The organism is Halobellus ordinarius (assembly GCF_031823395.1).
Taxonomy (GTDB): domain Archaea; phylum Halobacteriota; class Halobacteria; order Halobacteriales; family Haloferacaceae; genus Haloquadratum; species Haloquadratum ordinarius.
Map to the genome: position 1 here is coordinate 55,704 of NZ_JAVQKJ010000011.1, position 24,042 is coordinate 79,745.

At 61.3% G+C, this 24,042-nt stretch carries 19 protein-coding genes; 9 read left to right on the forward strand and 10 right to left on the reverse strand.

All coding sequences use genetic code 11. The annotated features are described in order from the left end of the window. Positions 1-864: an FAD binding domain-containing protein gene (locus tag RJT48_RS16335; RefSeq protein ID WP_311173407.1), complete on the reverse strand. Its 864-nt coding sequence runs from the start codon at positions 862-864 to the stop codon at positions 1-3. Between the two features lie 148 nt (positions 865-1,012). Here RJT48_RS16335 and RJT48_RS16340 point away from each other — a divergent pair, with 148 nt between their 5' ends. The 7 genes from RJT48_RS16340 to RJT48_RS16370 all read left to right on the forward strand — a co-directional run bounded on the left by RJT48_RS16340 (position 1,013) and on the right by RJT48_RS16370 (position 10,597). Next, on the forward strand, positions 1,013-2,119 hold the full coding sequence (locus tag RJT48_RS16340; RefSeq protein WP_311173408.1) for an ABC transporter permease: 1,107 nt from the start codon (positions 1,013-1,015) through the stop codon (positions 2,117-2,119). 2 nt (positions 2,120-2,121) lie between these two features. Beyond that, positions 2,122-3,108, forward strand: coding sequence for an ABC transporter permease (locus RJT48_RS16345; protein ID WP_311173409.1), 987 nt, complete (start codon positions 2,122-2,124; stop codon positions 3,106-3,108). 75 nt (positions 3,109-3,183) lie between these two features. Further along, positions 3,184-4,185: an agmatinase family protein gene (locus RJT48_RS16350; RefSeq protein ID WP_311173410.1), complete on the forward strand. Its 1,002-nt coding sequence runs from the start codon at positions 3,184-3,186 to the stop codon at positions 4,183-4,185. A 61-nt stretch (positions 4,186-4,246) separates the two neighbouring features. Further along, positions 4,247-5,791, forward strand: coding sequence for an amidase (locus tag RJT48_RS16355; RefSeq protein ID WP_311173411.1), 1,545 nt, complete (start codon positions 4,247-4,249; stop codon positions 5,789-5,791). Between the two features lie 59 nt (positions 5,792-5,850). Next, the gene (locus RJT48_RS16360; RefSeq protein WP_311173412.1) at positions 5,851-7,959 is read left to right on the forward strand and encodes a hydantoinase/oxoprolinase family protein; all 2,109 of its coding nucleotides are present in this window, start codon (positions 5,851-5,853) and stop codon (positions 7,957-7,959) included. After that, on the forward strand, positions 7,956-10,109 hold the full coding sequence (locus tag RJT48_RS16365) for a hydantoinase B/oxoprolinase family protein (protein ID WP_311173413.1): 2,154 nt from the start codon (positions 7,956-7,958) through the stop codon (positions 10,107-10,109). The genes RJT48_RS16360 and RJT48_RS16365 overlap by 4 nt, the downstream gene beginning before the upstream one ends. 68 nt (positions 10,110-10,177) lie before the next feature. Continuing rightward, the gene (locus RJT48_RS16370) at positions 10,178-10,597 is read left to right on the forward strand and encodes a universal stress protein (RefSeq protein ID WP_311173415.1); all 420 of its coding nucleotides are present in this window, start codon (positions 10,178-10,180) and stop codon (positions 10,595-10,597) included. On the opposite strand, the gene RJT48_RS16375 is transcribed toward RJT48_RS16370, so the two are convergent. The 8 genes from RJT48_RS16375 to gcvT form a co-directional block, all read right to left on the reverse strand. Next, the gene (locus tag RJT48_RS16375; RefSeq protein ID WP_311173416.1) at positions 10,598-11,767 is read right to left on the reverse strand and encodes a M20 family metallopeptidase; all 1,170 of its coding nucleotides are present in this window, start codon (positions 11,765-11,767) and stop codon (positions 10,598-10,600) included. 41 nt (positions 11,768-11,808) lie between these two features. Continuing rightward, positions 11,809-12,819, reverse strand: a complete 1,011-nt coding sequence (locus RJT48_RS16380) for an LLM class flavin-dependent oxidoreductase (protein WP_311173417.1) — start codon at positions 12,817-12,819, stop codon at positions 11,809-11,811. A gap of 220 nt (positions 12,820-13,039) precedes the next feature. Next, on the reverse strand, positions 13,040-14,215 hold the full coding sequence (locus RJT48_RS16385) for an MFS transporter (protein ID WP_311173418.1): 1,176 nt from the start codon (positions 14,213-14,215) through the stop codon (positions 13,040-13,042). A 409-nt stretch (positions 14,216-14,624) separates the two neighbouring features. Beyond that, positions 14,625-16,031: a dihydrolipoyl dehydrogenase gene (gene lpdA, locus RJT48_RS16390; RefSeq protein ID WP_311173419.1), complete on the reverse strand. Its 1,407-nt coding sequence runs from the start codon at positions 16,029-16,031 to the stop codon at positions 14,625-14,627. After that, the gene (gene gcvPB, locus RJT48_RS16395) at positions 16,024-17,466 is read right to left on the reverse strand and encodes an aminomethyl-transferring glycine dehydrogenase subunit GcvPB (protein ID WP_311173420.1); all 1,443 of its coding nucleotides are present in this window, start codon (positions 17,464-17,466) and stop codon (positions 16,024-16,026) included. Before gcvPB ends, lpdA begins: the two co-directional genes overlap by 8 nt. Then, positions 17,463-18,830 carry an aminomethyl-transferring glycine dehydrogenase subunit GcvPA gene (gene gcvPA, locus RJT48_RS16400; protein WP_311173421.1) on the reverse strand — a complete coding sequence of 456 codons (1,368 nt, stop codon included), beginning with the start codon at positions 18,828-18,830 and terminating at the stop codon, positions 17,463-17,465. Before gcvPA ends, gcvPB begins: the two co-directional genes overlap by 4 nt. Positions 18,831-18,834: 4 nt before the next feature. Then, positions 18,835-19,209 carry a glycine cleavage system protein GcvH gene (gcvH, locus tag RJT48_RS16405; protein WP_311173422.1) on the reverse strand — a complete coding sequence of 125 codons (375 nt, stop codon included), beginning with the start codon at positions 19,207-19,209 and terminating at the stop codon, positions 18,835-18,837. A gap of 17 nt (positions 19,210-19,226) precedes the next feature. After that, positions 19,227-20,315 (reverse strand): glycine cleavage system aminomethyltransferase GcvT, encoded by a 1,089-nt coding sequence (gcvT, locus tag RJT48_RS16410; protein WP_311173423.1) that lies wholly within the window; start codon positions 20,313-20,315, stop codon positions 19,227-19,229. Positions 20,316-20,750: 435 nt separating this feature from the next. On the opposite strand from gcvT, the gene RJT48_RS16415 reads away from it, so the two are divergent. Then, complete coding sequence (locus tag RJT48_RS16415) at positions 20,751-21,503, forward strand: IclR family transcriptional regulator (RefSeq protein WP_311173424.1); 753 nt, start codon at positions 20,751-20,753, stop codon at positions 21,501-21,503. A 983-nt stretch (positions 21,504-22,486) separates the two neighbouring features. On the opposite strand, the gene RJT48_RS16420 is transcribed toward RJT48_RS16415, so the two are convergent. Beyond that, positions 22,487-22,633 (reverse strand): hypothetical protein, encoded by a 147-nt coding sequence (locus RJT48_RS16420; protein ID WP_311173425.1) that lies wholly within the window; start codon positions 22,631-22,633, stop codon positions 22,487-22,489. A 289-nt stretch (positions 22,634-22,922) separates the two neighbouring features. Here RJT48_RS16420 and cofG point away from each other — a divergent pair, with 289 nt between their 5' ends. Beyond that, a complete protein-coding gene (gene cofG / locus RJT48_RS16425; protein ID WP_311173426.1) occupies positions 22,923-24,035 on the forward strand; it encodes a 7,8-didemethyl-8-hydroxy-5-deazariboflavin synthase subunit CofG in 1,113 nt (370 codons plus the stop codon). The last annotated feature ends 7 nt before the right edge of the window (positions 24,036-24,042 follow it).

Here is a 24,042-nt window from a genome sequence, read left to right on the forward strand (position 1 = left end):
TCAATGCTGGGCGCGGTCGCGCGCCGTCTTGAGTGCGTCTTTCGCGAGTTTCTTGCTGATGGCCGTCTTGAACTCGGCCGATCCCTCGAAGTCGTCGACCGGCATTGTGTCGTCGCCGAGCCGCTCGGCCGCCTCCGTCAGGGCCTCGTCCGTCGGTTGCCTGGCTTCGAGGAGGGATGCAGCGTCTTCCATCGGCGTCGGTCCGGCTTCGAGTGCACCGGTCGCGAGGCGTGCCTCCGTGACCTGTCCGTCGTCGGACAGCGAGAGGTATGCCCCGACCGTCGCGACGGGGTAGGCTCCTTCCGTCGGTTCGTACTTCTCGTATCCCGCCCCCTCGTTCGCAGACAGGGCGGGGAACCGGACTTCAGTCACGAGTTCGTCCTTCGACAGTCCGGTCTCGTAGAAGTCGTGGAAGAACGAGTCGCCTGACAAGGTCCGCGTGTCGTTGGCACTGCGGGCGACGATGGTCGCGTCGAGGAGAGTGGCGATCACCGGCGGGTCGCCGGACGGGTCTGCGTGGGCGACAGCTCCGCAGAACGTCCCGCGGTTGCGTACTTGAACGTCGCCGATCTGGGCAGCGACCTCCGCCAGTACCGGACAGTGACGCTCGACGGCCTCGGCGGTTGCGACGTCACGGTGTCTACTCAGACAGCCGATTCGCACTTCGCCGTCGGTCACGTCGATGTAATCCTGGTCGGGCAGGTCGTTGATGTCGATGACCTTGTCGTAGGAGCCGACGCGCTGACGGAGCATCGGCAGTAGCGACTGTCCACCCGACAGGATGGCCGCGTCCTCCTTGTGTTCGTGCAGTAACGAACACGCCTCTTCGACCGTCTCTGGGTTCGCATATTTTATCTCTGGCACATCGAGTTACCCTTGTACTGCGACCAGTATATAATTATTGCGTGCGAGCGGGCGCCTCGGGTGACAGAGCTACCGGGACTTCGGCGGTCCTCCTGACTGGCAATGACACCCACATCTATAAGAGAGTGTACGGATATGTGGCGATTAGATGGTTAGAGTGTACCTATCCTCGCGAACGTCCGTTCCGAGGTGGCTCTCGGTCACCACTCAGATAGCGACGGTCGTCGCGGCCCTGGCGGTCGGCGGTATCGCGCTGGCATTTACGGGTGTCGACCCTTTCCAGGCGTACTCCATACTGTTCATCGACACGCTGACGACACCGTACACGATCACGAACACGATCGTTCGGGCGGTCCCGCTGGTCCTTGCGGGTTACGCTGTCTTTCTGCCCTTGAAGGCGGGACTTGAGAACATCGGTGCAGAGGGACAGATATACCTCGGTGGCATCCTCGGTACCTGGGTCGGATTGAATCTCGGTCTACCGTCACCGATTTTGTTACCGGTAATGGTCCTCAGCGGTCTCCTCGGCGGTGCGCTGTGGGCGCTCGTGCCGGCGTTTCTCCGCGCTAAGTGGAACGTCAACGAGATCCTGACGACGCTGATGAGCGTCTTCATCGCCATCCAGGTCAACGAGTACCTGATAAACGGACCGATGCAGGGTGGCGCCGGCGCGTTCCCCCGGTCGGAGTCGTTACCGACTGGGGCCCTGCTCCCGACGATACCCGGAACGGGTTTCCACGTTGGAGTCCTGTTCCTCGTGGTTGTTCCCGTCCTGTTGCACTTACTGTTGAACCGGACGCGCTTGGGATACGAAATAACGATGACCGGGTCGAATCCCGAGGCGGCCGGACAGGCGGGAATGTCGAAGTTCAAGATTTACGTGATAGTCCTGACGCTCGGTGCCGCATTCGCTGGACTCGCCGGTATGGTCGAGATAGCCGCCAATCAGCAACGGCTGACCTCCCAGTGGAGCCCGGGATACGGCTGGACGGCGATTCCGATCGCCTTGCTCGGCCGACGCGGCGCGTTCCAGACGGCCCTAGCCGGGTTCTTTTTCGCCATCCTCATCGTGGGGAGTCTGCAGATGCAATCGGCCCTCAGCGTCTCGGCGGCCTTAGCGAGCGTCATCGAGGCGCTCGTCATCCTCTTTCTCATAACTGCGGAGTTCGTCCGTAGTTACGAGGTCTACGTCGAGACTGAGCGCAACTTCGGACGGGACCTCCCGTTCGTCAACGTGGTCGGCAAGGAGTCCTAATTATGTATGAATTAGTCCTTCCACTGGCAACGAGTGGAGCCGCGGTCGGATTGCTCGACGCGACGGTACGCGCGTCGACGGTACTCATCCTCGCCGGACTGGGTGAGCTCATCACCCAGCGATCCGGCGTGTTGAATCTCGGCGTCGAGGGGATGTTGCTGTTCAGCGCGCTCGGGTCGTTCATCGCTGTCGTCGCGACGGGGAGCTACGTCCTGGGATTCGCGGTGGGCGTCATCATCGGCGTCCTCGCGGCTGGATTACACGCGTTCCTCAGTGTGTCGCTGAACTCCAATCAGGTCATCAGCGGCCTCATGATTACACTGTTGGGCATAGGTGCAACGACGTTCTTCGGCCAGCCCTACACCGGCGAAACCATCCAGGGTATGCCGAAGACGACGCTCCCGCTCGTCGGCCAGTACCTCGTTCAGGTTCCGGTCGTGGGCGAGGTCCTGTTCCGGAACGCGGCAACCGACTTCCTCGCCATCGCCCTCGTCCCCATAACGTGGTACTTCCTGTTCCGGACCAACCTCGGACTGGAGATACTATCGGTCGGCGAGGCACCGGAGGCGGCCGACACCGCCGGCGTTCGTGTCGACCGGCTCCGGTACCTGAGTACGATGCTCGGCGGTGCGCTCGCCGGACTCGCGGGTGCGCACCTCTCGCTGGCGCTGACCGGTCTCTGGTCGGCCGGTATGGCCGCAGGACGCGGCTGGATCGCCATCGCTCTCGTGTTCGTTGCCCAGTGGAAACCCTTCCGAATGCTCGCTATCGCGTACGTGTTCGCGGTCCTCGACGCACTGACGATTCGCATCCAGGCCATCGACGTCGGCGGCGCGCCGATCGTCGAGTTCCTGACGCACCCGACCATTATGGCGATGTATCCCTACATCGCGACCGTGTTGGTGCTGGTGCTGGCCTCGCGTGGTACGCTCAAGGAACGGCTCGGTGGGCCGTCGGCACTGGCGCAGCCGTATCGTCGGCTAGAGTAGCGGTCTATCACCCCCGGTTCGCGAGCGCGTTCGGCACCTACTTTTATTTTGTCGCGGCGGGACGCACGGGACGCAATGGAAGACCAGCGACCGGACGCCGCTTTCCTCGACAGCGGCGTCGCGACATTCATGGGAGCAGACCAACTCGACGTGTACGACGACGACGCGCTGGCAGCGACCGACGCGGACGTCGGTGTCGTCGGATTCCCCTTCGACAGCACTTGCATCTCTCGAACGGGGACGAACCAGGGTCCACGCGCGATACGCGATGCGAGTTCGCAGACGCGCTACTACCACTTCGAGTACGACATCGACCTCAGGGACCACTACGCGTTTGCCGACTGTGGCGACGTCCCGGTGATACCGGGCAACGCAGCCCGGAGCCTCGACCACGGTGCGACGCATATGAGCCGGATGCTCGAAGCGGACGTGATGCCGGTTATGGTCGGCGGCGACCACGTTACGACCGTCTCCGGCGTTCGTGCGCTCGCGGACCATAGAGACGACCCGGGTCTCGTCCTGATAGACACGCACTTCGACACCGCGACGGATGTGGCAGGCGAGAGGTACAACCACTGCTGTCCCATCGCGCGTGCCGTCGACGAAGCGGATTTCGACCCAGAGAATATCAGTATCGTCGGGTTGACCGGCCCGACGAACCCGCGGTTCGAACTCGAATGGGCCAACGAACGCGGTATAAACCTCTACACCCTCGACGAGGTGATTCGACGCGGACCGGTCGAAGTCGCTCGTGACGCAGTCGACGCCGCCACCGACGGTTCTGACGGGCTGTACCTTACGCTTGACATCGACGTGCTGGACGCGAGTGCGGCACCCGGTACCGGCGTCCCTACCAACGGCGGTCTTCGCGCGCGCGAGCTACTACAAATACTCGGGACCGTCGCGAGCGAAGGCATCGACGCTATGGACGTCGTCGAGACATCTCCCCAACTCGATCCGGCCGGAATCACGTCGCGGATGGCGGTCCGCAGCATCGTCGATTGTCTCGCAGCGAACGCTCTAGGGGAATCACACGCCCCGGGAACCGGCACCGCCGCGACCGAAAACTGTTCCTGACGAGGGGATCCCCTCCGGCCAACGACAGAAGCTTTATATTTTCGTTTTACACAGTTAGTGTGTGTCACACCTGCCACCTGTCGTGCGACCACCGACTCGGGAGGAGCTCCGCGACATCGCGGACCTCTATCACTTCGAGTTGAGCGAGGAGGAACTCGAAGACTACCTCGAACTCATCGAGGCGAAGATGGGGTTCTGCGAGCGTATCGACGAACTCTCCGACAGAACGGAAACGCGAACCGCAGCGAGCCGGGACCCGGGCTATCGGGCCGGCAAGCACGAAGACCCAAAAAACGCCATCATCACGTACTGCGATGTCGGGAGCGAGGCGGACGGCCCCCTGTCAGGGTACGAAGTCGGCGTCAAGGACAACATCGCCGTCGCAGACGTCGAGATGACGTGTGCCTCGAAGGTGCTGATGGGGTACCGACCCAAGTACGACGCGCCGGTCGTCGAGCGATTGCTCGACGCGGGGGCTACCATCACAGCGAAGACGAATATGGACGAAATGGCGGTCTCCGGGAGCGGCGAGATGTCGGCGTTCGGTCCCGTCTTGAACCCGTTCAGCGACGACCATCTCGCGGGAGGGTCCTCCGGCGGGTCCGCGGTGGCAGTCGTCACCGGACAGGTCGACATCGCCATCGGCAGCGACCAGGCGGGGTCGCTGCGAACGCCTGCCTCCTGGAGCGGGTGCGTCGGGTTCAAACCGACCCACGGTCTCGTCTCGTTCCGTGGTGTTGCCCCGCTCGGCCACTCCTTCGATCACGTCGGGCCGATGGCGACGTCCGTCACGGACGTCGCGCGCGCGATGGAAGTGCTCGCCGGCGAAGACGCGCGGGACCCGCGCCAGACCACCGTCGAAACGGCGGCCTACACCGACGCACTCGACGAGTCGATCGACGACCTCCGAATCGGCGTCGTCCGTGAAGGGTTCGAGTTCGAGGGCAGCGAGGCCGCCGTCAACGAGGGCGTCCGCGCGGCCGTCGAGGAACTGGAATCACTCGGCGCTACGGCCGAGGAAGTGTCGATTCCGTGGCACGTCGACGGCTTCTTCGTCTGGCTGGCCGTCGAGAACGAAGAGGCGGCTATGATGTGGGACGCCGACAACACCGGGTACTTCGTCGACGGCCACTACAATACCGACTTCGCGGAGGCGTTCGGCAAGGCTCGGAGAGCACAGGCAGACGAGTTCGCTCCGACGGTAAAGCTGAAGTGCCTGCTCGGAAGGTACCTCAAAGAGCAGTTCTACGGGCGATACCACGGCAAAGCGCAGAACCTCCGAGAGGACCTGACCGCTGCCTACGACGAGCAACTCGAGACGTACGACGTACTGGTGATGCCGACGACACCGATGACGGCGTTCGAGTTGGAGGAAGACCTCTCCCGCCAGGAGGTCGTCAACCGAGCCCAGGGGAAAGAGGGCCGGACGCGCAACACGATGCCGTTCGATATGACCGGCCATCCGGCGTTGTCCGTCCCCTGTGGGACGAGCGACGGATTGCCCATCGGTATGATGATAGTCGGCGACCAATTCGACGAACGAACGGTCGTATCGGTCGCTGACGCCTTCGAGCGGAACACCGACTGGCGCGAGCGATCTTACTGAACAGCGATGCAACTATCAGAAGTGCGATTCAACGTGCAACGGCAACCCGGATACGAAGTATGACATACAGAATCGGTACTGACATCGGCGGAACGTGTACTGACTCAGCAGTTATGGACGAGGACGGGCGGGTCGTCATCGGCAAGGATCTGACGACTTACCCGGACTTCTCGGAGGGAATCTTCAATTCGCTGCGGACGGCAACCGAGAAGATGGACCTGACGCTGGAAGAACTCCTGCAGGACACCGAGTTGTTCCTGCACGCAACGTCGGTCGGCGAGAACGCGCTCTTCGAGCGAGAGGGTGCCGAGACCGGCCTGCTGACGACCAAGGGGTTCGAGGAGACACTCCACGCCACGCGTGGCGGCTACGGTCGCTGGTCGGGACTCCCGTTCGAGGAAGTCAAAGACATCGTCAACTCCGACAAGCCCGACCCGCTCATCCCGCGCGAGCGGGTCGCCGGCATCTCCGAGCGAGCCTATCGCGAGCAGATCGTCGAACCTCTCGACGAGCAGGAAGTCGTCGAGGCCGTCGATTCCCTCGTCGACGACGGCGTCGAAGCGATGGCTGGCTGTTTCCTCTGGTCGTTCACTGCTCCGGAACACGAGCAGCGCGTGAAGGACGTTCTGCAGGAGCGGTATCCGGACCTGTACGTCTCTATGTCGAATGACATCTCGCCGACGATGGGCGAATACGAGCGGACCGCGACGACGGTTCTCAACGCCTACCTGGGACCGACGACCGAACAGTACCTGGAAAGCCTCGGCACGACGCTTGAAGACTACGGCTTCGACGGACTCATCCTCCTTATGTTCGCTCACGGCGGTCTGGTGACGCGTCGGGACGCCATCGAGAAACCGGTCGGACTCATCGAGTCGGGTCCGGTCGGCGGGCTGCTCGGAAGCCGGTTCGTCGCAGGGGAACGCGACATCGAGAACGTCATCTCAACGGATATGGGCGGGACGACGTTCAAAGTCGGCATCATCAACGACGGCCGGCTGGAGTATGCCGATGAACCGATGGTCGGACGGTACCACTACCAGTTCCCGAAACGGGACATCAACTCAATAGCTGTGGCGGGCGGGAGCATAATCTCCCTCGAAGAGGGCACGAACGTTCCGTCCGTCGGGCCCGAAAGCGCCGGTTCCGACCCTGGGCCGGTCTGCTACGGACGCGGTGGCGAACAGCCGACAGTGACGGACGTCGATATGATTCAGGGGTACTTCGCACCGGAGTACTTCCTCGGCGGTGACAAGGAAATGAACCCGGCGAAGGCTCACGACGTATTCGAAGAGCAGATAGCGGACCCACTGGGCAAGTCCCCGGTCGAAGCCGCCGCGGACATCTACGAACTCATAAACTCCATCGTCGCGGACCTGCTCCGGGAGATGACCGTGGAAAAAGGAATCGACCCCCGCAAGTTCACGCTCGTGTCAATCGGCGGCGCGGCCGGTATGCACGCCGCTTCCTACGCCCGGATGCTTGACATTCCCGAGGTGCTGGTCCCGTACACCGCCTCGGTGAACAGCGCGCTCGGGTTGCTCTCGACCGACGTTACGCACGAACACTTAGACGTTCGGCAGGTCAAGCCGCCCTTCGAGGCCGACCGTATCAATGGCATCTTCGCCGACCTCGAATCGGAGGCCCGCGACAAACTCACCGCGGAGGGCTTCGACCCCGAGGAGATGACCATCGAACGGTCCATCAGTATGCGCTACCAGCGGCAGGTGCACGAACTCGTCACGCCGATAGAGACGAGTGGCGAACTCGACCAGAGCGACGTCGACGAGACCATCGACCGCTTCGAAACGCTGTACGAGAAGCGATACGGCGAGGGCTCGGCGTTCAAGGAAGGCGGTATCGAGATGACCGAGTTCCGGGTCCGCGGCGTCGGGCCGATGTCGATGCCCGAGTTCAACGAACACGAACTCACGGACTCCTCGGTTGACGACGCCATCGTGGGTGAAAAAGAGATGTACTTCAAGCAGGCCGGTGGTATCATCGACGGCAATGTCTACGATTTCACCGATTTGACACCTGGAGACGTCATCGACGAACCCGGCGTCATCCTGACTCCGGTCACGACGATCGTGGTCAATCCGGGCGACGTCGCACGAATGGACCGCTATCAGAACGTTTACATCGACATCGAAGGTGACGACCAATGAGTTCAGACATCGACACCTCCCTGGAAGGCATCGACCCGGTCACGTTCCAGATAATCAAACACCGGCTTGCACGGGTGACCGACGAGGCCGTCGAGGCGCTCAAGCGAGTCTCCGGCGCGCCGAATACCAACGAGGGACACGACCTGATGGTCGCGCTGTACACGGCCGAGGGCGACCTGCTGACCGGCGGCGTCGGGTTCCTCCACCACTACCTCGGGGCGTCGGAGGCGACCAAACATATCATCGACGAGTACGGCGATGACGTCGAAGAGGGCGATATGTTCGTCCTCAACGACTCCTATACTGCGGCGTTGCATCCCCCTGACGTCTACATCATCAGCCCGATCTTCTACGACGGTGAGTTGCAGGCGTTCTCAGCGAGTTTCGTTCACGTGGCCGATATCGGAGCCGCCGACCCCGGCGGGTTCTCCCCGAGTTCCACGAGCGTCTTTCACGAAGGGTTCCAGACGCCGGGTCTGAAACTCATCGAAGGTGGCGAGATGCGCCAGGACGCGCTCAACACCATCCTCAATATGAGCCGCGACCCTGGAATGGTCGAACTCGACCTGCGTTCGGAGATCGCCGCCAACAACGTCGCGAAAGACCGGATGCGGGACCTGATGGACGAGTACGACCCGGACACCGTTGAACACGTGGGCCGGGAACTCATCAAGCAGTCGCGCAACAAGTTCAAGAAACGACTGCTCGACCTTCCCGACGGCGAGTGGCAGGCCCGACAGTACGTCGACTCTGCCCCCGAAGACGAGAACTTCACGGTTCAGGTCACGCTCCGGAAGGACGGCGACTCGCTGACCTTCGACTTCGAGGGTACCAGCGAACAGAGCGAGTACGGACTGAACTGTACCCTGACCGCGACGGTCGGGGGCGTGTTCGCGCCGGTGTTCCCGCTGCTGTGCTGGGATATGACCTGGAACGACGGTATCATCGACGTGGTCGACGTCGAAGCCCCGAAGGGGACCATCGTCAACGCCGAGCGACCTGCGCCGATATCCATCGCGACCGTCGCGACGCTACAGGTCTGTAACAACCTCTCGACGCTGTGCGTCTCGAAGATGCTCGGGTCCAGCGAGGAGTACGCCGACCGCGCGACTGGCGTCTGGCACGGGTCACACGCGCACGTTATGCTGGAGATCACCGAGGGGGGAACGACCCAGGTCGAAGCGCTGACTGACACCTTCGCCGGGGCTGGCGGTGCACGACGGTTCGCTGACGGGGTCGAACTCGGTGGCGAGATTCCCAACATCGTGGCCCGATGGGGTAACGCCGAGCGCCACGAAGCGGTGTTGCCGCTGATGTACCTGTACCGGCAGTTCGTGCCAGACTCGGGCGGTCCGGGGGCGAATCGCGGTGGCGTCGGCCACGAGTACGCCGTGACGCCGGTGGGTGACGAGGCCGACGAGATTGATGTCGTCACGTTCGGTCGCGCGGTCGACGTCCCCGCATCGAACGGGATGTTCGGCGGTCACCCCGGCAGTACCATCGAGTACTCGTTCTTCCGGGACGCGGGTCTCGATACCGACGAGATGCCGTTCCCGCCGACGAACGACGAGCTCGACACCGACCGGGAAGACGGCCGCTGGGGCGTCAACGAGCTCGGCGAAGACGACGTGTTCTACCTGCGGTTCCCGGGGAGCGGCGGCTACGGTGACCCGCTAGAACGCGACCCAGAGGACGTCGTCGAGGACGTCGTGAACGGCACCGTCTCGCCCCGGTCTGCGCGCGAGGTGTACGGCGTCCCGGTCGACGACGACGGACAACTGGCGGGCTCCGTCGAGCAAGCGCGCGAGGACATCAGGGCCGACAGACTGGACGGCTCGGACGCGTCGCCCCTCGACGTGACCGGGGCAACCGCGACCGACCGGAAACTCGGCGAGTGCCTGCGAATCGTCCGAGCCGACGACGAACGGTACGTGGCGTGCACGGACTGCGATACCGTCCTCAGCCGAGTCGAGGACAACTGGAAGAACAACGTGGTGGTGAACGAGCGTCCACTCTCCGACAGCGGCGAGAACCACGAGGGTGGTGAGGAGTTCTGTCTCCGCGAGTTCGTGTGCAGCGGCTGTGCCAGGTTGCTCGACGTCGAGGTCGCACAACGGGACGATCCGTACCTCGTGAGCCGGCTTGTGTAGCTCTGGTCCCGGCGCACGTCCGGCGTCGGACAGTAAGTATAAATCATTCGCGGCTGATTGGTTGGCGTATGTACCGTATCCTACTCGCAGTCGACGAGAATGAAGACCGCGCCCACTACCAGGCAGACTACATCGCCGAGCGTCCCGGGACCGAGTCGGTCGAAGTCTGTATCATCCACGCGTGGTCGGGTGACCTCGAATCGGTACCCGAAGAGAGCGTCGGTACGCAGACGGTCGACCACGTCGGATCGGTCCAGGCCGCAGTCGAACGGTTCGAGGAGGCAGACATCGACTACGACGTCATCGACGGTGCGGGCGACCCGGGCGAACTCGTTCTAGACGTGGCCGAGGACGTCAACCCGTCCGAAATCGTCATGAGCAGGGGGAAGCGTTCTCCGGTTGGCAAGGCGCTGTTCGGAAGTGTTACCCAGAAAGTCCTGCTCAATACCGACGCTCCAGTCGTGGTCATCAATCCGGGCGAGGACTAGTTACCCTGCGCGGTCGAAGAGGTCCAGGAGGGCACGCGGCAGGGCCGCCAGTGCCGCGTCAAGTTCCACGACGGGGACGTATTCGTCCTGGCTGTGTGCTTGTGCCAGTGCGCCGGGACCCCAGACGACGGCGTCCATCCCGCCCTCGTTGACGAGAAAGCGCACGTCACAGGCTGCGGTATAGCCCCAGGGTTCCGTCGGAACGTCTGCGGCGGCCGCCGACGCCTCACGTAGCGCTGACGCAAGGGGACTGTCAGCGGGGCTGGCCGCCGATTCGTAGGTCCGGACCCGTTCCCACTCGATGTCCAGGTCGTGGGCCGTCGCGACGTCGGCGAGCAGATCGTCTATCTCGTCGTCGACGTCGGCGACGGTCTCGTCGGGCAGGAAGCGACGGTCGACCGTATAGGTCGCCCGCCCTGGCACGACGTTCTCCTTGGTTCCGGCGTCGGCTATCGTCGCGGTGGCGTAGGCCCGGCCAACGAGGTCGTCACGCCGTTTTCTGACCTGCTGGTCGTAATCGACGATAGCGTCCAGAACTGGTCGCGACGCCAGTAACGCGTTCTGGCCGGCGTCGGGGTCGCTGGCGTGGGCAGGCTCTCCATCGACCGTTATCTCGTACCAGGCCAGTCCCTTCGAGCGCGTGGCCGTCTGGAGTCCCGTCCCCTCGAGGACGACGCCGTAGTCGCCGCCGTACCCCGCGTCCAGCAGTGCCCTGGTTCCGGGAGCGGCCGTTTCCTCGCCGACCGCGGCGTGAAAGACCACACTTCCGTCGACGTCTCCGCGCTCGATATGTTCGGCCAACTCGACTGTTACGAGCATACCGAGGGCGATGCCGGCCTTCATATCGGCTGTTCCCCGCCCGCAAACTGCACCATCGTCGACGGTCGCCTCGAAGGGGTCGTGGGTCCACGCCGACGTATCGCCGGCCGGAACGACGTCGAGGTGTCCATTCAGTACCACGGTCGGGTCGCCGTTACCCACGCGAGCAGCGACCTGCGGGCGGTCCGGAAACGGTTCGGCGACCAGTTCCGCATCGACGCCGTGGTCGGTCAGCCAATCGGCTACGTATTCGGCACACGCCGCCTCGTTTCCGGGTGGATTCACGGACTCGAATCGGACCAGGTCAGAAAGCAGTTCGAGATACTGCGACCGGTCGAATCGGGTCGACATATGGCCTGTCAGGACTGGCACGAGAATAAACGTAGGGGACGTTACGTTTCGTCGATGACGTGCTCGGAGAACGCTTCGAGGTTCGCCAGTTCGTCGTGTTCCTCGTTATCGAAGCTCAGCAACCCGATGTGGTCGACGCCCAACTCGTGCAGGCGGTCGACGTGTGCCCGACACTCTGCGGGCGTTCCGGCGATGGCGAACTGCTCGGTAACCTCGCGTGGGACATGCTCGCGGAGATCAACGGCGTCCATCTCCTTGACGTCTTCCAAGGCCTTGACCTGCTTTGCGTCCTCCTCGTCGATGCCGATGGCCGTCAAGGCCGGCATCGGGGTCTTGTTGACGATGCGACTGACGAGTGGGTTGACACCGTCGAGCGCGGTATCTCTGTCCTCGCCGATAGAGAGAAAGGCCCAGCAGAGCACGTCTATGTCCCCAACTTCGCGGTCCGCCTTCTCGGCCCCGTTGCCTATCTTCTCCAGAGCGTACTCCATCCCCTCGACGGACGCCAGGCCCGCGCCGGCGATAACGCCGTCGCCGCGGAAACCGCCCAGTCCGAGAAGGTGGGGACCACGACCAGCAACGTATATCGGGACGTCGTGGTCGGGGGTGAAATCGAGACCGGCCCCGTGAATCTCGAACTGTGGCCGCTCGATGGTCGGCTCGTCTCCATCGAGCAACGCTCGAATCATCTTGACCGCATCCCGGACGGTTCCGACGGGGTCGTCCTGATCGTACCCGAGCGGGTCGAGCACAATGGGTGAGCCGCCGCCCAGCCCCAGTCGTGCCCTGCCGTCGGAGACCTTGTCGAGGGTCGCCATCGCCGCGGCAGTTACTGCAGGATGTCGGGTGTAGGGATTTGTCACCCCGGTTCCCAGGCCGATGTCGTCCGTGTTCGCGGCGGCGAGTGCGAGCAGGGAGTGCGTATTCCGGTTCAGTCGCTCGTCACCGATGAGAAAGTTCTCGTACGCCAGTTCGCTGTCTATCTTCTTTGCGGCGTCTACCACGTACGACGGGTCGTGGTGATTCGCCAGGCTTGCAGTAAACGTTTGCATTGTGAAAGTTTCCCGCGTGAAACGGGTATCAGAATCATACGGTGGAACGGAAATAATAGTTCGGGTGTGGCACGCTGGCGCCGCGCCGTGACACCTCTTGCAGGGACGACAGGTGGAGGTCAATCGGTCAGAGAACGTCGTCGTCACACCTCGTGCCCGAACCGATGAACCGCCCCAGCCTGCGGTTCGAACCTGGCGATCTCGCGGCCGACGTGTCGGTTTATACGATTTCGCGGCCGGGATAAAGCCCGCTCGTCGCTACCAGCAGCAGGATACACACGCCCGTAAGTGCCCAAAACGCCAGCGCGAATCCGCCGAGCAGGTCGACGAGCCAGCCGATAGCGACCGGCCCCCCAGCGCCGACGAGATAGCCGACGCCGAGGACCAGCGAGGTGACCTTCGCCGTGACGTCGCCGGCGGACGTGTAGTCGACCGGTAACGTGAGACAGAGACCGAACATACCTCCGACACCCAGTCCGCCGACAATCGACCACAGCCACGGGGCCGCGAGGGGGAGTGCTGCCACTCCGCCCAGGCCCACCGCGCTGGCGACCACTGTCAGACCGAGTGGGACCCGTCGGTCGGGACGGTCCTCCGCCAATCGCGCGAATCCGAGCGTCCCGAAGAACTCAGCAGCCGTGAAGACCGTCAGGACCAGTCCCGCGCTCTGGGCACTCCAACCGAGCGCGACGTATCGCGGTGGGAGCCAGGCCAGCACCGAAAAGTACACGACTGCGTTTCCACCGAAGTACAGCGTCAGGTACCAGCTCAGGGGGTCACGCCAGACGGAGCGTTCCGAGGCATTTCCGGTTTCAGTCCGCGTCGGTGCGCCACCTGTGACTGGACGCCAGACGGCGAGCGCGACCAGGGCTAACAACCCCCACGTGGCGAGTGCCGCTGGCCAGCTACCCAGGAGACTCGACAGTGGAGCCGTCAGTCCCGCTGCGATTGCTGCGCCAGCTATCAGACCGGCACTGTAGAGACCGGTGACTATCGCAGCCCTGTCCGGAAAATACGAGTTTACCAGCGTCGGCAGCAGCGTCTGTATGATGGCGAGACCGACACCGAGAAGCAGTGTCGTCGCGAACAGGACGGTAGGACGGTGGCTTCCGATCCGAGCAAACGTCGCTAACGCGACGAGAATCAGGCCCCAAAATACGGTCCGCTCGGAACTCGTGTGTCGAGAGATGGGACGAGCGAGGAACGCGAACACTCCCATACAAACCGTCGGCACCGTCGTCAATAGACTTGCAGCGGTGTAACTCAGGCCAAGATCCGCTCGAATCGCCTCCAGAACCGGTGAGACAGAGGTAATCGCGGGGCGAAGGTTCAATGCAACGAGTAGAATGCCAGCGAGAACGAGCGCGTTCTCCCGTAACGGTGTTTTGGGTGTCATATTGATGCTGTTAAGCGTAGTCGCGACCCGGACTCCGCCCCGGCGGAGAACGGCGTTAGCGGCTCGATACGATCGGCGGCCAACGAACTGAGAGGACGACGTGGCGACGATGGATGCCACAAGAAAGGAACCGAACCGGATCGGAAAATAACTGTCGGGTGACTTGGGGCCGGAAGAGGAGGTACGGCAGGTTCCAGTGCGGTCACGACGACGAGCCACGCCAACCCGTGCTGAAAGGACGTACCAGGTGCAGGGGAGAGACGACTGAACCGGACCAGCGGACAACTACTGTGCCTCTGAGAGGGTCGTTCCATAGACCGACTGATTAGACCTGCCACTTGCTTGGTATTTGAAACACGAAGATAACTTTTCTCACTGTGGCCGGACGAACATCGATCGAAGACGAAAATTATCGGTTCAGGGTGTGTATCGCCCGGTCTTCAACGTTCGCAGCGGCCTCCCGGATCGCTTCCGCGAGGGTCGGATGCGCGTGAACGGTTTCGGTGAGGTCAGTCACGGTCAATCCGCCCTCTACTGCCAGGCCGATCTCGGCGACCAGTTCCGAGGCTTCGGGACCGACTGCCTGTCCGCCCAGTACCGTCCCATCCTCGTCAGCGACCAGGCGCACGAACCCGTCGGTGTGGCCGGTCGTCAGGGCTCGTCCGCTCGCTCGCATCGGAAACTCACCGACGCTGACGTCGATAGCTGTGTCCCTCGCCTCCTCGGCGCTCAGACCAACGGTGGCGATTTCGGGGTCGGTGAACGCTACGGCAGGAATCGCTCGGTTGTTCATCGACGCGGCCCTTCCAGCGATGCGTTCGGCGGCTACCTCAGCCTCGGCGTTTCCGGCGTGAGCGAGCATCGGTTCGCCGGCGACGTCGCCGACAGCGAAGATGTGGTCGCGAGCGGTTCGGCAGTGTTCGTCGGTCCGGATGAAACCCCTGTCGTCCAACTCCAGGCCGACTTGCTCAGGCGCGACCGTGTCGGCGACCGGTTGCCGTCCGACGGCAACCAGTACGGCGTCGGCAGGATACTCTGTCACCGCCCCATCGTCGGACTCGGTCCGAACGGTAATGCCCTTGTCGGTCGTCTCACACGCTGTTGCTCGTTCGCCACAGTGGACGTCGATGCCCAACTCGGTGACACGGCCGTCCACCGGTGCGACGAGGTCTGCCGGGAAGCCCTGCAACATCGTATCCAGCGCCTCGAGGACGGTCACCTCGACGCCGAGTTTGGCGAACATCGTCGACAGTTCCATCCCAATGTATCCGGCGCCGACGACGACGAGCTGATCCGGGAGGGTCTGCAGTTCCAGTGCCTGCCCCGCGTCCAGTACTGCCGGTCGGTCGAATTCGAACTCAGGGAGTTCGATCGGACGACTCCCGGTCGCGATGATGGCGTGGTCGAACGTTGTGCGTTCGACCTCGGAGACGTTTTCGTCGACGATTCGTGCGGTGTGGTCGTCGACGAACTCCGCGCGCCCCTCGAGCAGCGACACGCGGTTCGCCCGACAGAGTTTCTCGACGCTTCGGCTCATCGAGGAGACGACCTCGTCTTTCCAGTCCATCATAGTTCCGAAGTCGAGGTCGACGTCCGCCTCGATACCCATACGGTCGCCATTGCGCACTTCGTGGACGCGGTTCGCGACGGTAATGAGCGCTTTCGATGGGATACACCCGGCATTCAGGCACGTTCCGCCGTACGCGTTCCGCTCGACGAGGGTGACGTCGCATCCGAGCTGTCCGACCCGAATCGCGGCTGTGTATCCGCCTGGACCGCCACCAACGACCAGCACCTCGGTATCGCGTTCAGTCATCGGTCTCCTCAACCGCCTGCCACGAGAGGCGAGGGTTCCGTGCCGCGGAGGTCTGGTCGATACGTTCGGTGGCCGTCGTCGTCGGCGCATCGGCGAGTTCCGTCTCGGAGAGGTCGCTCGTGTCGGCGAAGGCTTCGGCCAACACGTCGAGCATCTCCTTGCTCACCGCCTCGGTGGGTTCCGTCATAAGCGCCTCGTCGACGATTTCGGGCCACTTCGTCGTCGGCGGGTGGACGCCCTGGTCGAGCATCCCTTTGGCGAACTCCGCGGCATCCTGCTCGCCCGCACTAGCGACGAACTCGTGGTGGAACGGTTCGTACGGAATGTCCAGATCGATCCGGCTGGCAAGGTAGTTGGCGTTCAGGACCGCCATCGAGCTGGTATCTTTCAGCCCCTCGTCACCGAGCCGAGAGATGTAGGCGTAGGTTTTCAGCAGGACGAGCCAATTGCCTTGGTACCCGTGTACCTTGCCGACCGATTGCGCCGGAGAGTACAACTCGTAGTTACCGCCCTTGTTCTCCCTAATGTGCGGTTCGGGGAGGAACTCCGCCAGGTGGTCGACGACACCGATGGGACCGGCACCCGGCCCGCCGCCACCGTGAGGTGAAGCGAACGTCTTGTGGACGTTGTAGTGCATAATGTCGAAGCCCATGTCGCCAGGGCGTGCCCGACCCAGCAGGGCGTTTAGGTTCGCGCCGTCGTAGTACAGCAACCCGCCAGCGTCGTGGACGATATCGGCGATTTCCTCGATGTTCCGCTCGAACAGTCCCAGCGTGTTGGGGTTCGTAAGCATCAGCGCAGCGGTCTCGTCACCGACTGCAGCCTCCAGCGCGGCGACGTTCACGCGCCCCTCGTCGTCGCTGGAAAACTCCACGACGTCGTACCCAGCTAGCGACGCGCTGGCGAAGTTCGTGCCGTGGGCGCTGGCGGGAACGATCACCTCCTGACGTTGCTCGGCCTCGCCGTTTGCCCGGTGGTAGGCCTGCGCTGTCAGGAGACCCGTGAATTCGCCGGCCGCCCCGGCGGGCGGTTGGAGCGTCACCGCGTCCATCCCGCCGATCTCGGCGAGCAACTCCTGCAGTTCGTGGAGTAGTTCTAGCGTCCCCTGAGCGAACTCATCGGGCCGTGCCGGGTGGATGGCACCGGCATCGAGTCCAGCGAGGTCCTCGACGAACTTCGGGTTGTACTTCATAGTACAGCTCCCCAGCGGATACGGTCCGTGTTCGATTGAGTAGTTCATCTGGGAAAGCCGGGTGTAGTGACTCGCGATCTCTGGTTCCGTGAGTTCCGGGAGCGTCAGTTCGTCACGAGTCACTTCCTCGGGCAGGGTCGAATCGGCGTGGTGGACGGTCTCGGTATTCTTCTCGGCGAGCAACGGCTCGTTGACCGTCTCGCCGTCGATCTCACGTTCCCAGCGGGCCTGTCTGTAGTTCATACCACCACCCCCTCGAGGGTCTCGACGAGACCGTCGACGTCGTCGCGGTTGACGTCTGTCACGCAAACCTGTAACTCGTGGTCGTCGATGGTATGGACAAGGTAGCCGCGGTCAGCCAGTTCGGATGCAACTTCGTCGGCCGGCATATCGGTCCGCATCACGAACTCTCTGAAGTGATACCGGTCGTTGACCGGCGCTTGCACGCCCTCGATGTCATCCAGTCTGGCCGCCACCTCGCGAGGGTACCTGGCACACTCGTTGGCGAGTTCCGCCAGGCCCGTCGCCCCGAGGGTAGCGACGTGAATCGCGGTCCGGAGCGCGACCCAGGCCTGGTTGGTGCAGATGTTGCTCGTCGCCCGCTCCTTCCGGATGTGCTGCTCGCGCGTCTGTAGCGTGAGCGTGTAGGCCCGACGGCCGCTGGCGTCCTCACTCGCCCCGACGAGTCGACCCGGGACTTGTCGCAGGTACTCTTCCTTGACGGCGAACAGCCCCAGCCCCATTCCGTAACTGGTGGGCAACCCGAGTCCGCTTGCGTCGCCGACGACGACGTCCGCACCAACCGCCGCTGGTTCCTCCAGGAGTGCGAGCGCCACGATGTCCGAGCCGAGACAGAACGTCGCGTCGTGGTCGTGAGCAGTCTCCGCTATCGTCGAGAGGTGTTCTTCGATAGTACCGCGGCTCGTTGGCGACGCCGCATACACCATCACGACGTCGTCTTCGATGGTCTCACGGAGCGAATCGAGGTCGACGTTCCCGTCTGAGGTAGGGTACGAGTCGACCGACAGGCCGGCCCCATCGGCGTAGTTCTGCAAGACGCTCCGGTCGTCCTTACGAAGGGTTTCCGGCACCAGAATCCGTGACCCGCTCGTCGCACGGACCCGCGCAGACAGCGTTGCGGCCTCGCCCAGCGCCGTCGCGGCGTCGTACATCGAACAGTTCGCGATTTCGAGTCCAGTCAGCTCGACGAGAATCGACTGGAACTCGAACAGCGCCTGGAGGAATCCCTGGGACGTCTCGGGCTGGTACTGCGTGTAGGACGTGAGAAATTCCGACCGGAGCGAGAGGTAATCGACGACCGAAGGGATGTAGTGACTGTAGTGTCCCCGACCGAGGAACTCAGCAGCTTCCTGATTCCGGTCCAGCATATCCGAGACCTCCGATACGACAGCTTGTTCGGACTTCGCCGATATGTCGAAAGTGCCGTCGAACGCCACCTGTTCCGGAATATCGAATAGATCGTCAACCGACTCGGCACCAATGAACTCGAGCATCGTCGCTATCTCGTCGTTCGTGTGTGGTGCGAAGGGGCTTCCTTTTCTCTGCTCGTACGATTCAGTCTCTGGGGTGAATTCGGGCTTACTCATAGTTTCATTCTATCTGCTCGCTGTATTCCTGTGGGTCCAGCAGTTCGTCGCCTACTTCGGCTTGCAGTTCGACCAGCCAGCCGTCACCGTACGGGTCCTCGTTGATAACCTCGGGTTCGTCGAGCAGTCGGTCATTAGTCTCGACGACGACACCATCGACGGGTGAATACACGTCGCTGATTGCCTTGATACTCTCGATGGTGACGCAGGCGGTCCCAGCCTCTAACGAGTCCCCTTCGTCGGGAAGTTCGAGAAACACGATGTCCCCGAGTTCGTCCTGTGCGAAGTCCGTGATACCGAAACGGACAGAATCGTCCGTCTCGGCGACCCATTCGTGCGATTCGGTGTAGCGTAGATTCTCAGGTATTTCGAAGCTCATTGTTTATAATCTCTGAGTTAGTTCGTGCGACACGATTCCAGAAACCGAGTACCGACGACCGTCGCGGACACCGTCCGCCCACGAATCGAGACGTTGAGTTCGGTTCCCTCGTCGGCCAGACTGGCATCGATATAGCCGAGGGCAATGGGCACTCCCAGCGTCGGACTCATAGAGCCGCTTGTTACACGTCCGACGCGTTCCCCGTCGTGGAGGATCTCATATCCATGCCGGGCGATACCTCGTTCCTCGAGTCTGAGACCGACCAGTCGTTCGTCGACGCTGTGGTTCAGTGCCTCACGGCCGACGAAATCACCGGCGTCCTCGTCGACGACGAATCCGATGCCGGCCTCGTAAGGGTCGTGTGGTTCCTCCACGGGGTCGAAATCCTGACCGGAAAGCAACAGTCCGGCCTCGATACGAAGGGTGTCCCTGGCACCGAGCCCACACGGCTGGACCCCATCGAAAGCGGCCTGCATACGGTCGGATTCGGCGGCGGGGAACACGATCTCGAATCCGTCCTCACCGGTGTACCCGGTCCTGGCGATTAGACATTCGACGCCGTCGATCGTCGCCTCGCGTACCTCGAACGGGTCGAGGTCAGCGACCGAGTCGGTCGTGACTCGGTCGACTTGTTCGACCGATTCGGGGCCCTGGACTGCCAGAATACCGGTTTCCTCCGTCCGGTTGTCGATGGTCACATCGACGTCCCAGCGCGACGCGTGCTCGTGCAGGCGTGCCCAAATTTCTTCGTCGTGACCGGCGTTCGGAACGACGAGATATTCGTCGGCCGTCGGGTGGTCGTAGACGACAACGTCGTCGAGTATCACGCCGTCCCTTCGCAGGAAACACGAGTATGCTGCCCGTCCGGATTCCAGTTCCCGTACGTCACTCGGGATGAGCCGTTGTAACAGCGTCGCGGCGTCGGCCCCGGTGATGGAAAGTAATCCCATATGACTGACGTCGAAGAGACCGACAGACTGACGGACGGCAGCGTGTTCGTCCTGTATCGACCCGAACGACACCGGCATCTCCCAGCCGCCGAAATCGGTGAAGTCAGCTCCCGATTCGTCGTGCTGCTCATATAGTGGTGGCCTGCGTAATGACACGTCCGTTCGTAAAACTCGATAGTGTTTATATCTTTCTAATAATTTCACTAATTGTGGCTCCGAGACCTTCTAAAGCCACTTTAGCCACTTACGAAACAGTAATATAAATTATAATATCCGTACGCTCCGACGAATTCGGTCTATACGCGTCCGACAAGAGCGATGCCTCCGAATTTGGGGTCCACAGTTGGAAAATCGGAGTACAGCGGACAATTGACCAACCGGCTCACGCTTCGGTTCTGACGAAATGTGGTTCGGGAATACATTCAGGAATCCCGGAAAGAGTAGATATAACTGGAGAAAAGAACATTTATATTCCGTTTTCATCAGCATATATTATATAGTTCACCGGTCTTTCGCCGGGAGTCGAACGCTCGGCAGTCTTAGTTTCGGCTCTGGCTAATTTTTATACTTGTAGAGTCCTGAGAAGCAAATATGGACGATACAAGCAGCGAACTTCAGACTACCACGACCTCCCTGGAAATACTCGACGTCATAAGCCACCAGAATGGGGCGAGGCAAGGCCAGATCGCCGACGAACTGGAACTTGCCGACAGTACCGTCCACGCTCATCTGACTACACTCCGTAATCACGGATATCTCGTTCGGGAGGGCAACAAATACCATCTGGGGGCCAAACTCTTCCACCTCGGCGAACGAGCCCGAGATCGTAAGCCTGCCTACGACGTCGTGCGGAAACAGGCCTACGAGTTGAGTAACCGGTTCAACGAGGAGGTAGCGTTCGCTATTCCAGAACGGGGGCGGTCGATAATCATCTTCGACGAGAACAACGACCCCACGACAGAGGGGTTTCAGGTCGGTCGATACTTTTATATGCACAGTTCTGCGAGCGGAAAGGCAATGCTCGCGGAATTTCCACGCGAGCGCGTCGAAGCAATCATCGACCGCTGGGGACTCCCGAAACAGACCGAACGGACGACCGATTCTAAAGCCGAACTGTTCGAAGAACTCGAGCGGACGCGAGACCGCGGCTACGCCATCAATCGCCAGGAGGCTCTCGAAGGACTGATGGCGATCGGGATGGTCGTCAAGAACCCAGACGGGAGTGTCCTCGGCTCGCTCGACGTGTCGGGCCCTCCCTACCGGCTCTCTGAGGACGAAATCGTTCCCCAGCTCCGTGACATCGTCTCACGTATCGAAACAGAAATCGCCGAACAGTACGGATAGCGAACGATCGGCGTCGACAGTCGTGGGGCTGTCCAGATTCTCGTTCCCCATCCGTTCGAAAAATCGGAACAGCCGGTCCGAACCCCACGGCGACCAGGCGTTGAACAGTCAAGGTGGGAGAAGGTGTTGTAAGCACACGTCTGTAATGACTACTACCAGTCGCTCCGAGTGCCACTGCTATGGGATAGCGGACAGGTGAGAAACGAGATTATATTACATTTGTACATTTGTAATATATGGAACGGCACGCACAATACGAACTGCCCTGCACGCGTTCGTTCACTCCCTGGATATCGTTGACAGTGGCCGTTCGGTTCCTCTTGTTCGAAAAAAAGGAACGCACACTGTCGAATTCGCCCGTGAACGAGTGGCTTCGTTGAATCGCCATACAGCAATTGAGGAGTATACTATTAACAGTCCGGGAAATGAATTTGAGGACCGCTGGTTAGGCCGTGGTTACGAGTCGCAGATTCTTCGATCATTGGCTGATTGGTGCAATAAATATACTTCAAGTAACACATCAGAAATTTAAGGAACTATTGATTAATATGAAAAGTTGATAATATTTACCGTTTGCTGGCTACTGACGAACTTATTTCAGAGATGCTTCCTGACGCGGAAATAGGGGTGATAAAACATCGATTCTGAAAGTATTCGACGAAAAATTCTATCTCACTAGTTAGTCTAGATATATTGACTGAATGCCGAGATATATTGAAACAGCGTTCGCCTGGAGATCGAGTTGTGAGCGCCCGCGACACGATGCAACGACTTCAGAACCGACTCATCCCTGTGATCGAAAGTCGTATTAGTCAACTCCGTTATTTGAAAACCTCGCCATCAGGAAGTTCACCGTACTCGTCGATATCCGGATTTTCTGTGAGGACTAAGGATTCAGTTACTCTATCACGAATCTGTTTGACCGTGGAGGCTGTGACTGTCGTTGGTCTCCCACTCGGTCTCAGAGGAATATCAACGACCAACTAGCAGACGGAGAATACCCGCTCACTGCAGTCATCGCCGACCGCACACTGGCAACACCTGACGCGCTCGAACGCCTGTTCGAACCGGACGCTGACATCGTTCTCGTTCCCAGAAGCGGTAGCGGCATTAACGCCGTCGTCGTCCATCACCCAAACTTCTGGGGAGACTACCACGGCGCCTTGATTCGGGACCATCGGCACAAACGTCGGCACCGATGTCGCCGAGATCGATTCCTTGTGACTGTCGACCGATGGCAACGTACCACAGGACTCAATCGAGGTGCTGTTACATAGCAACGGTGCAGCAAACGAGTGGCTCGTGAACGCTGGCTTCGAACTTGCTGTGGATGATCTTGTGACGGTCGGGCGATAATAATGGTACAGCGCGCTCCGCCGTAGCCTGAATCTTTTTGAGGTAAGGCACAAAGGCGGTAATATGATTCCCGGTGCGGCGGAGTACGGCGTCGAGGTAGAAACCGGGGAGGAGGATGTCAAGGATTTGCTCTCGGTTGGACCTGAGGATGTCTCCGCCGCAGATGAACTGTCCTTCGCGCGCAACATCTTCATCCCACTCACGACGGCCTGCCGGTACACCTGTACGTATTGTACTTACTACGACCCACCTGGTCAGGCCGATCTGATGAGTCCGAGAGAGATTCAAGAAACCTGCCGCCGCGGCGCCGATGCCGGGTGTACGGAGGCGCTTTTCACCTTTGGCGACGACCCGGACGGTCGATACGACGAGATATACGACCAGTTGGAAACCTGGGGCCACGAAACGATCCACGAATACCTCCGGGAGGCTTGCAGGATCGCTCTGGAGGAGGGCATCCTTCCTCACTCCAACCCGGGCGACCAGACCAGAGAACAGATGGAGAGGGTCGCCGACGTCAACGCCTCGATGGGTGTGATGCTCGAGACGACCGCCGAAGTGCAGGCTCACAGTGGGCCCAGAGCCAAAACCCCCGGCCAGCGGCTCAACACCATCCGTAACGCTGGCGAACTGGGGATACCGTTCACCACCGGCATCCTCGTCGGCATCGGAGAAAACTGGCGGGATCGTGCGGAGAGCCTCCTCGCCATCCGCGAGATGCACGAGCGATATGACCACATCCAGGAAATCATCGTCCAGCCGGTGGTCGAGAACGATCGCTGGAAGGCCGGCTCACCTGATCTTGAAACCCTTCGCCGGATCACGGCGATGGCTCGTGTCGCAATGCCCAAGACAGTCAGTATTCAGACGCCTCCGAACCTGGCATCAGCGCGTGAGCTCCTTGACTGTGGCATCGACGACCTCGGCGGTGTCTCGCCGGTCACTGTCGATCATATTAATCCTGAGTATAAATGGCCGGAACTCCGGGAACTGGAGGATATCGCCGAGATAGCTGGTGTCCCCCTGCGGGAGCGGTTGCCAGTCTACGAACGCTTCGTGGCGGATGGGTGGCTCTCAGATCCAGTCAAACGCGCCATAACCGCAGATAACGAACACGGCGAGCGCTATCGATCTCATCTGGACGGAGTGAGCAACGTCGCGAGGTGTGTTGATTAATTGTTTG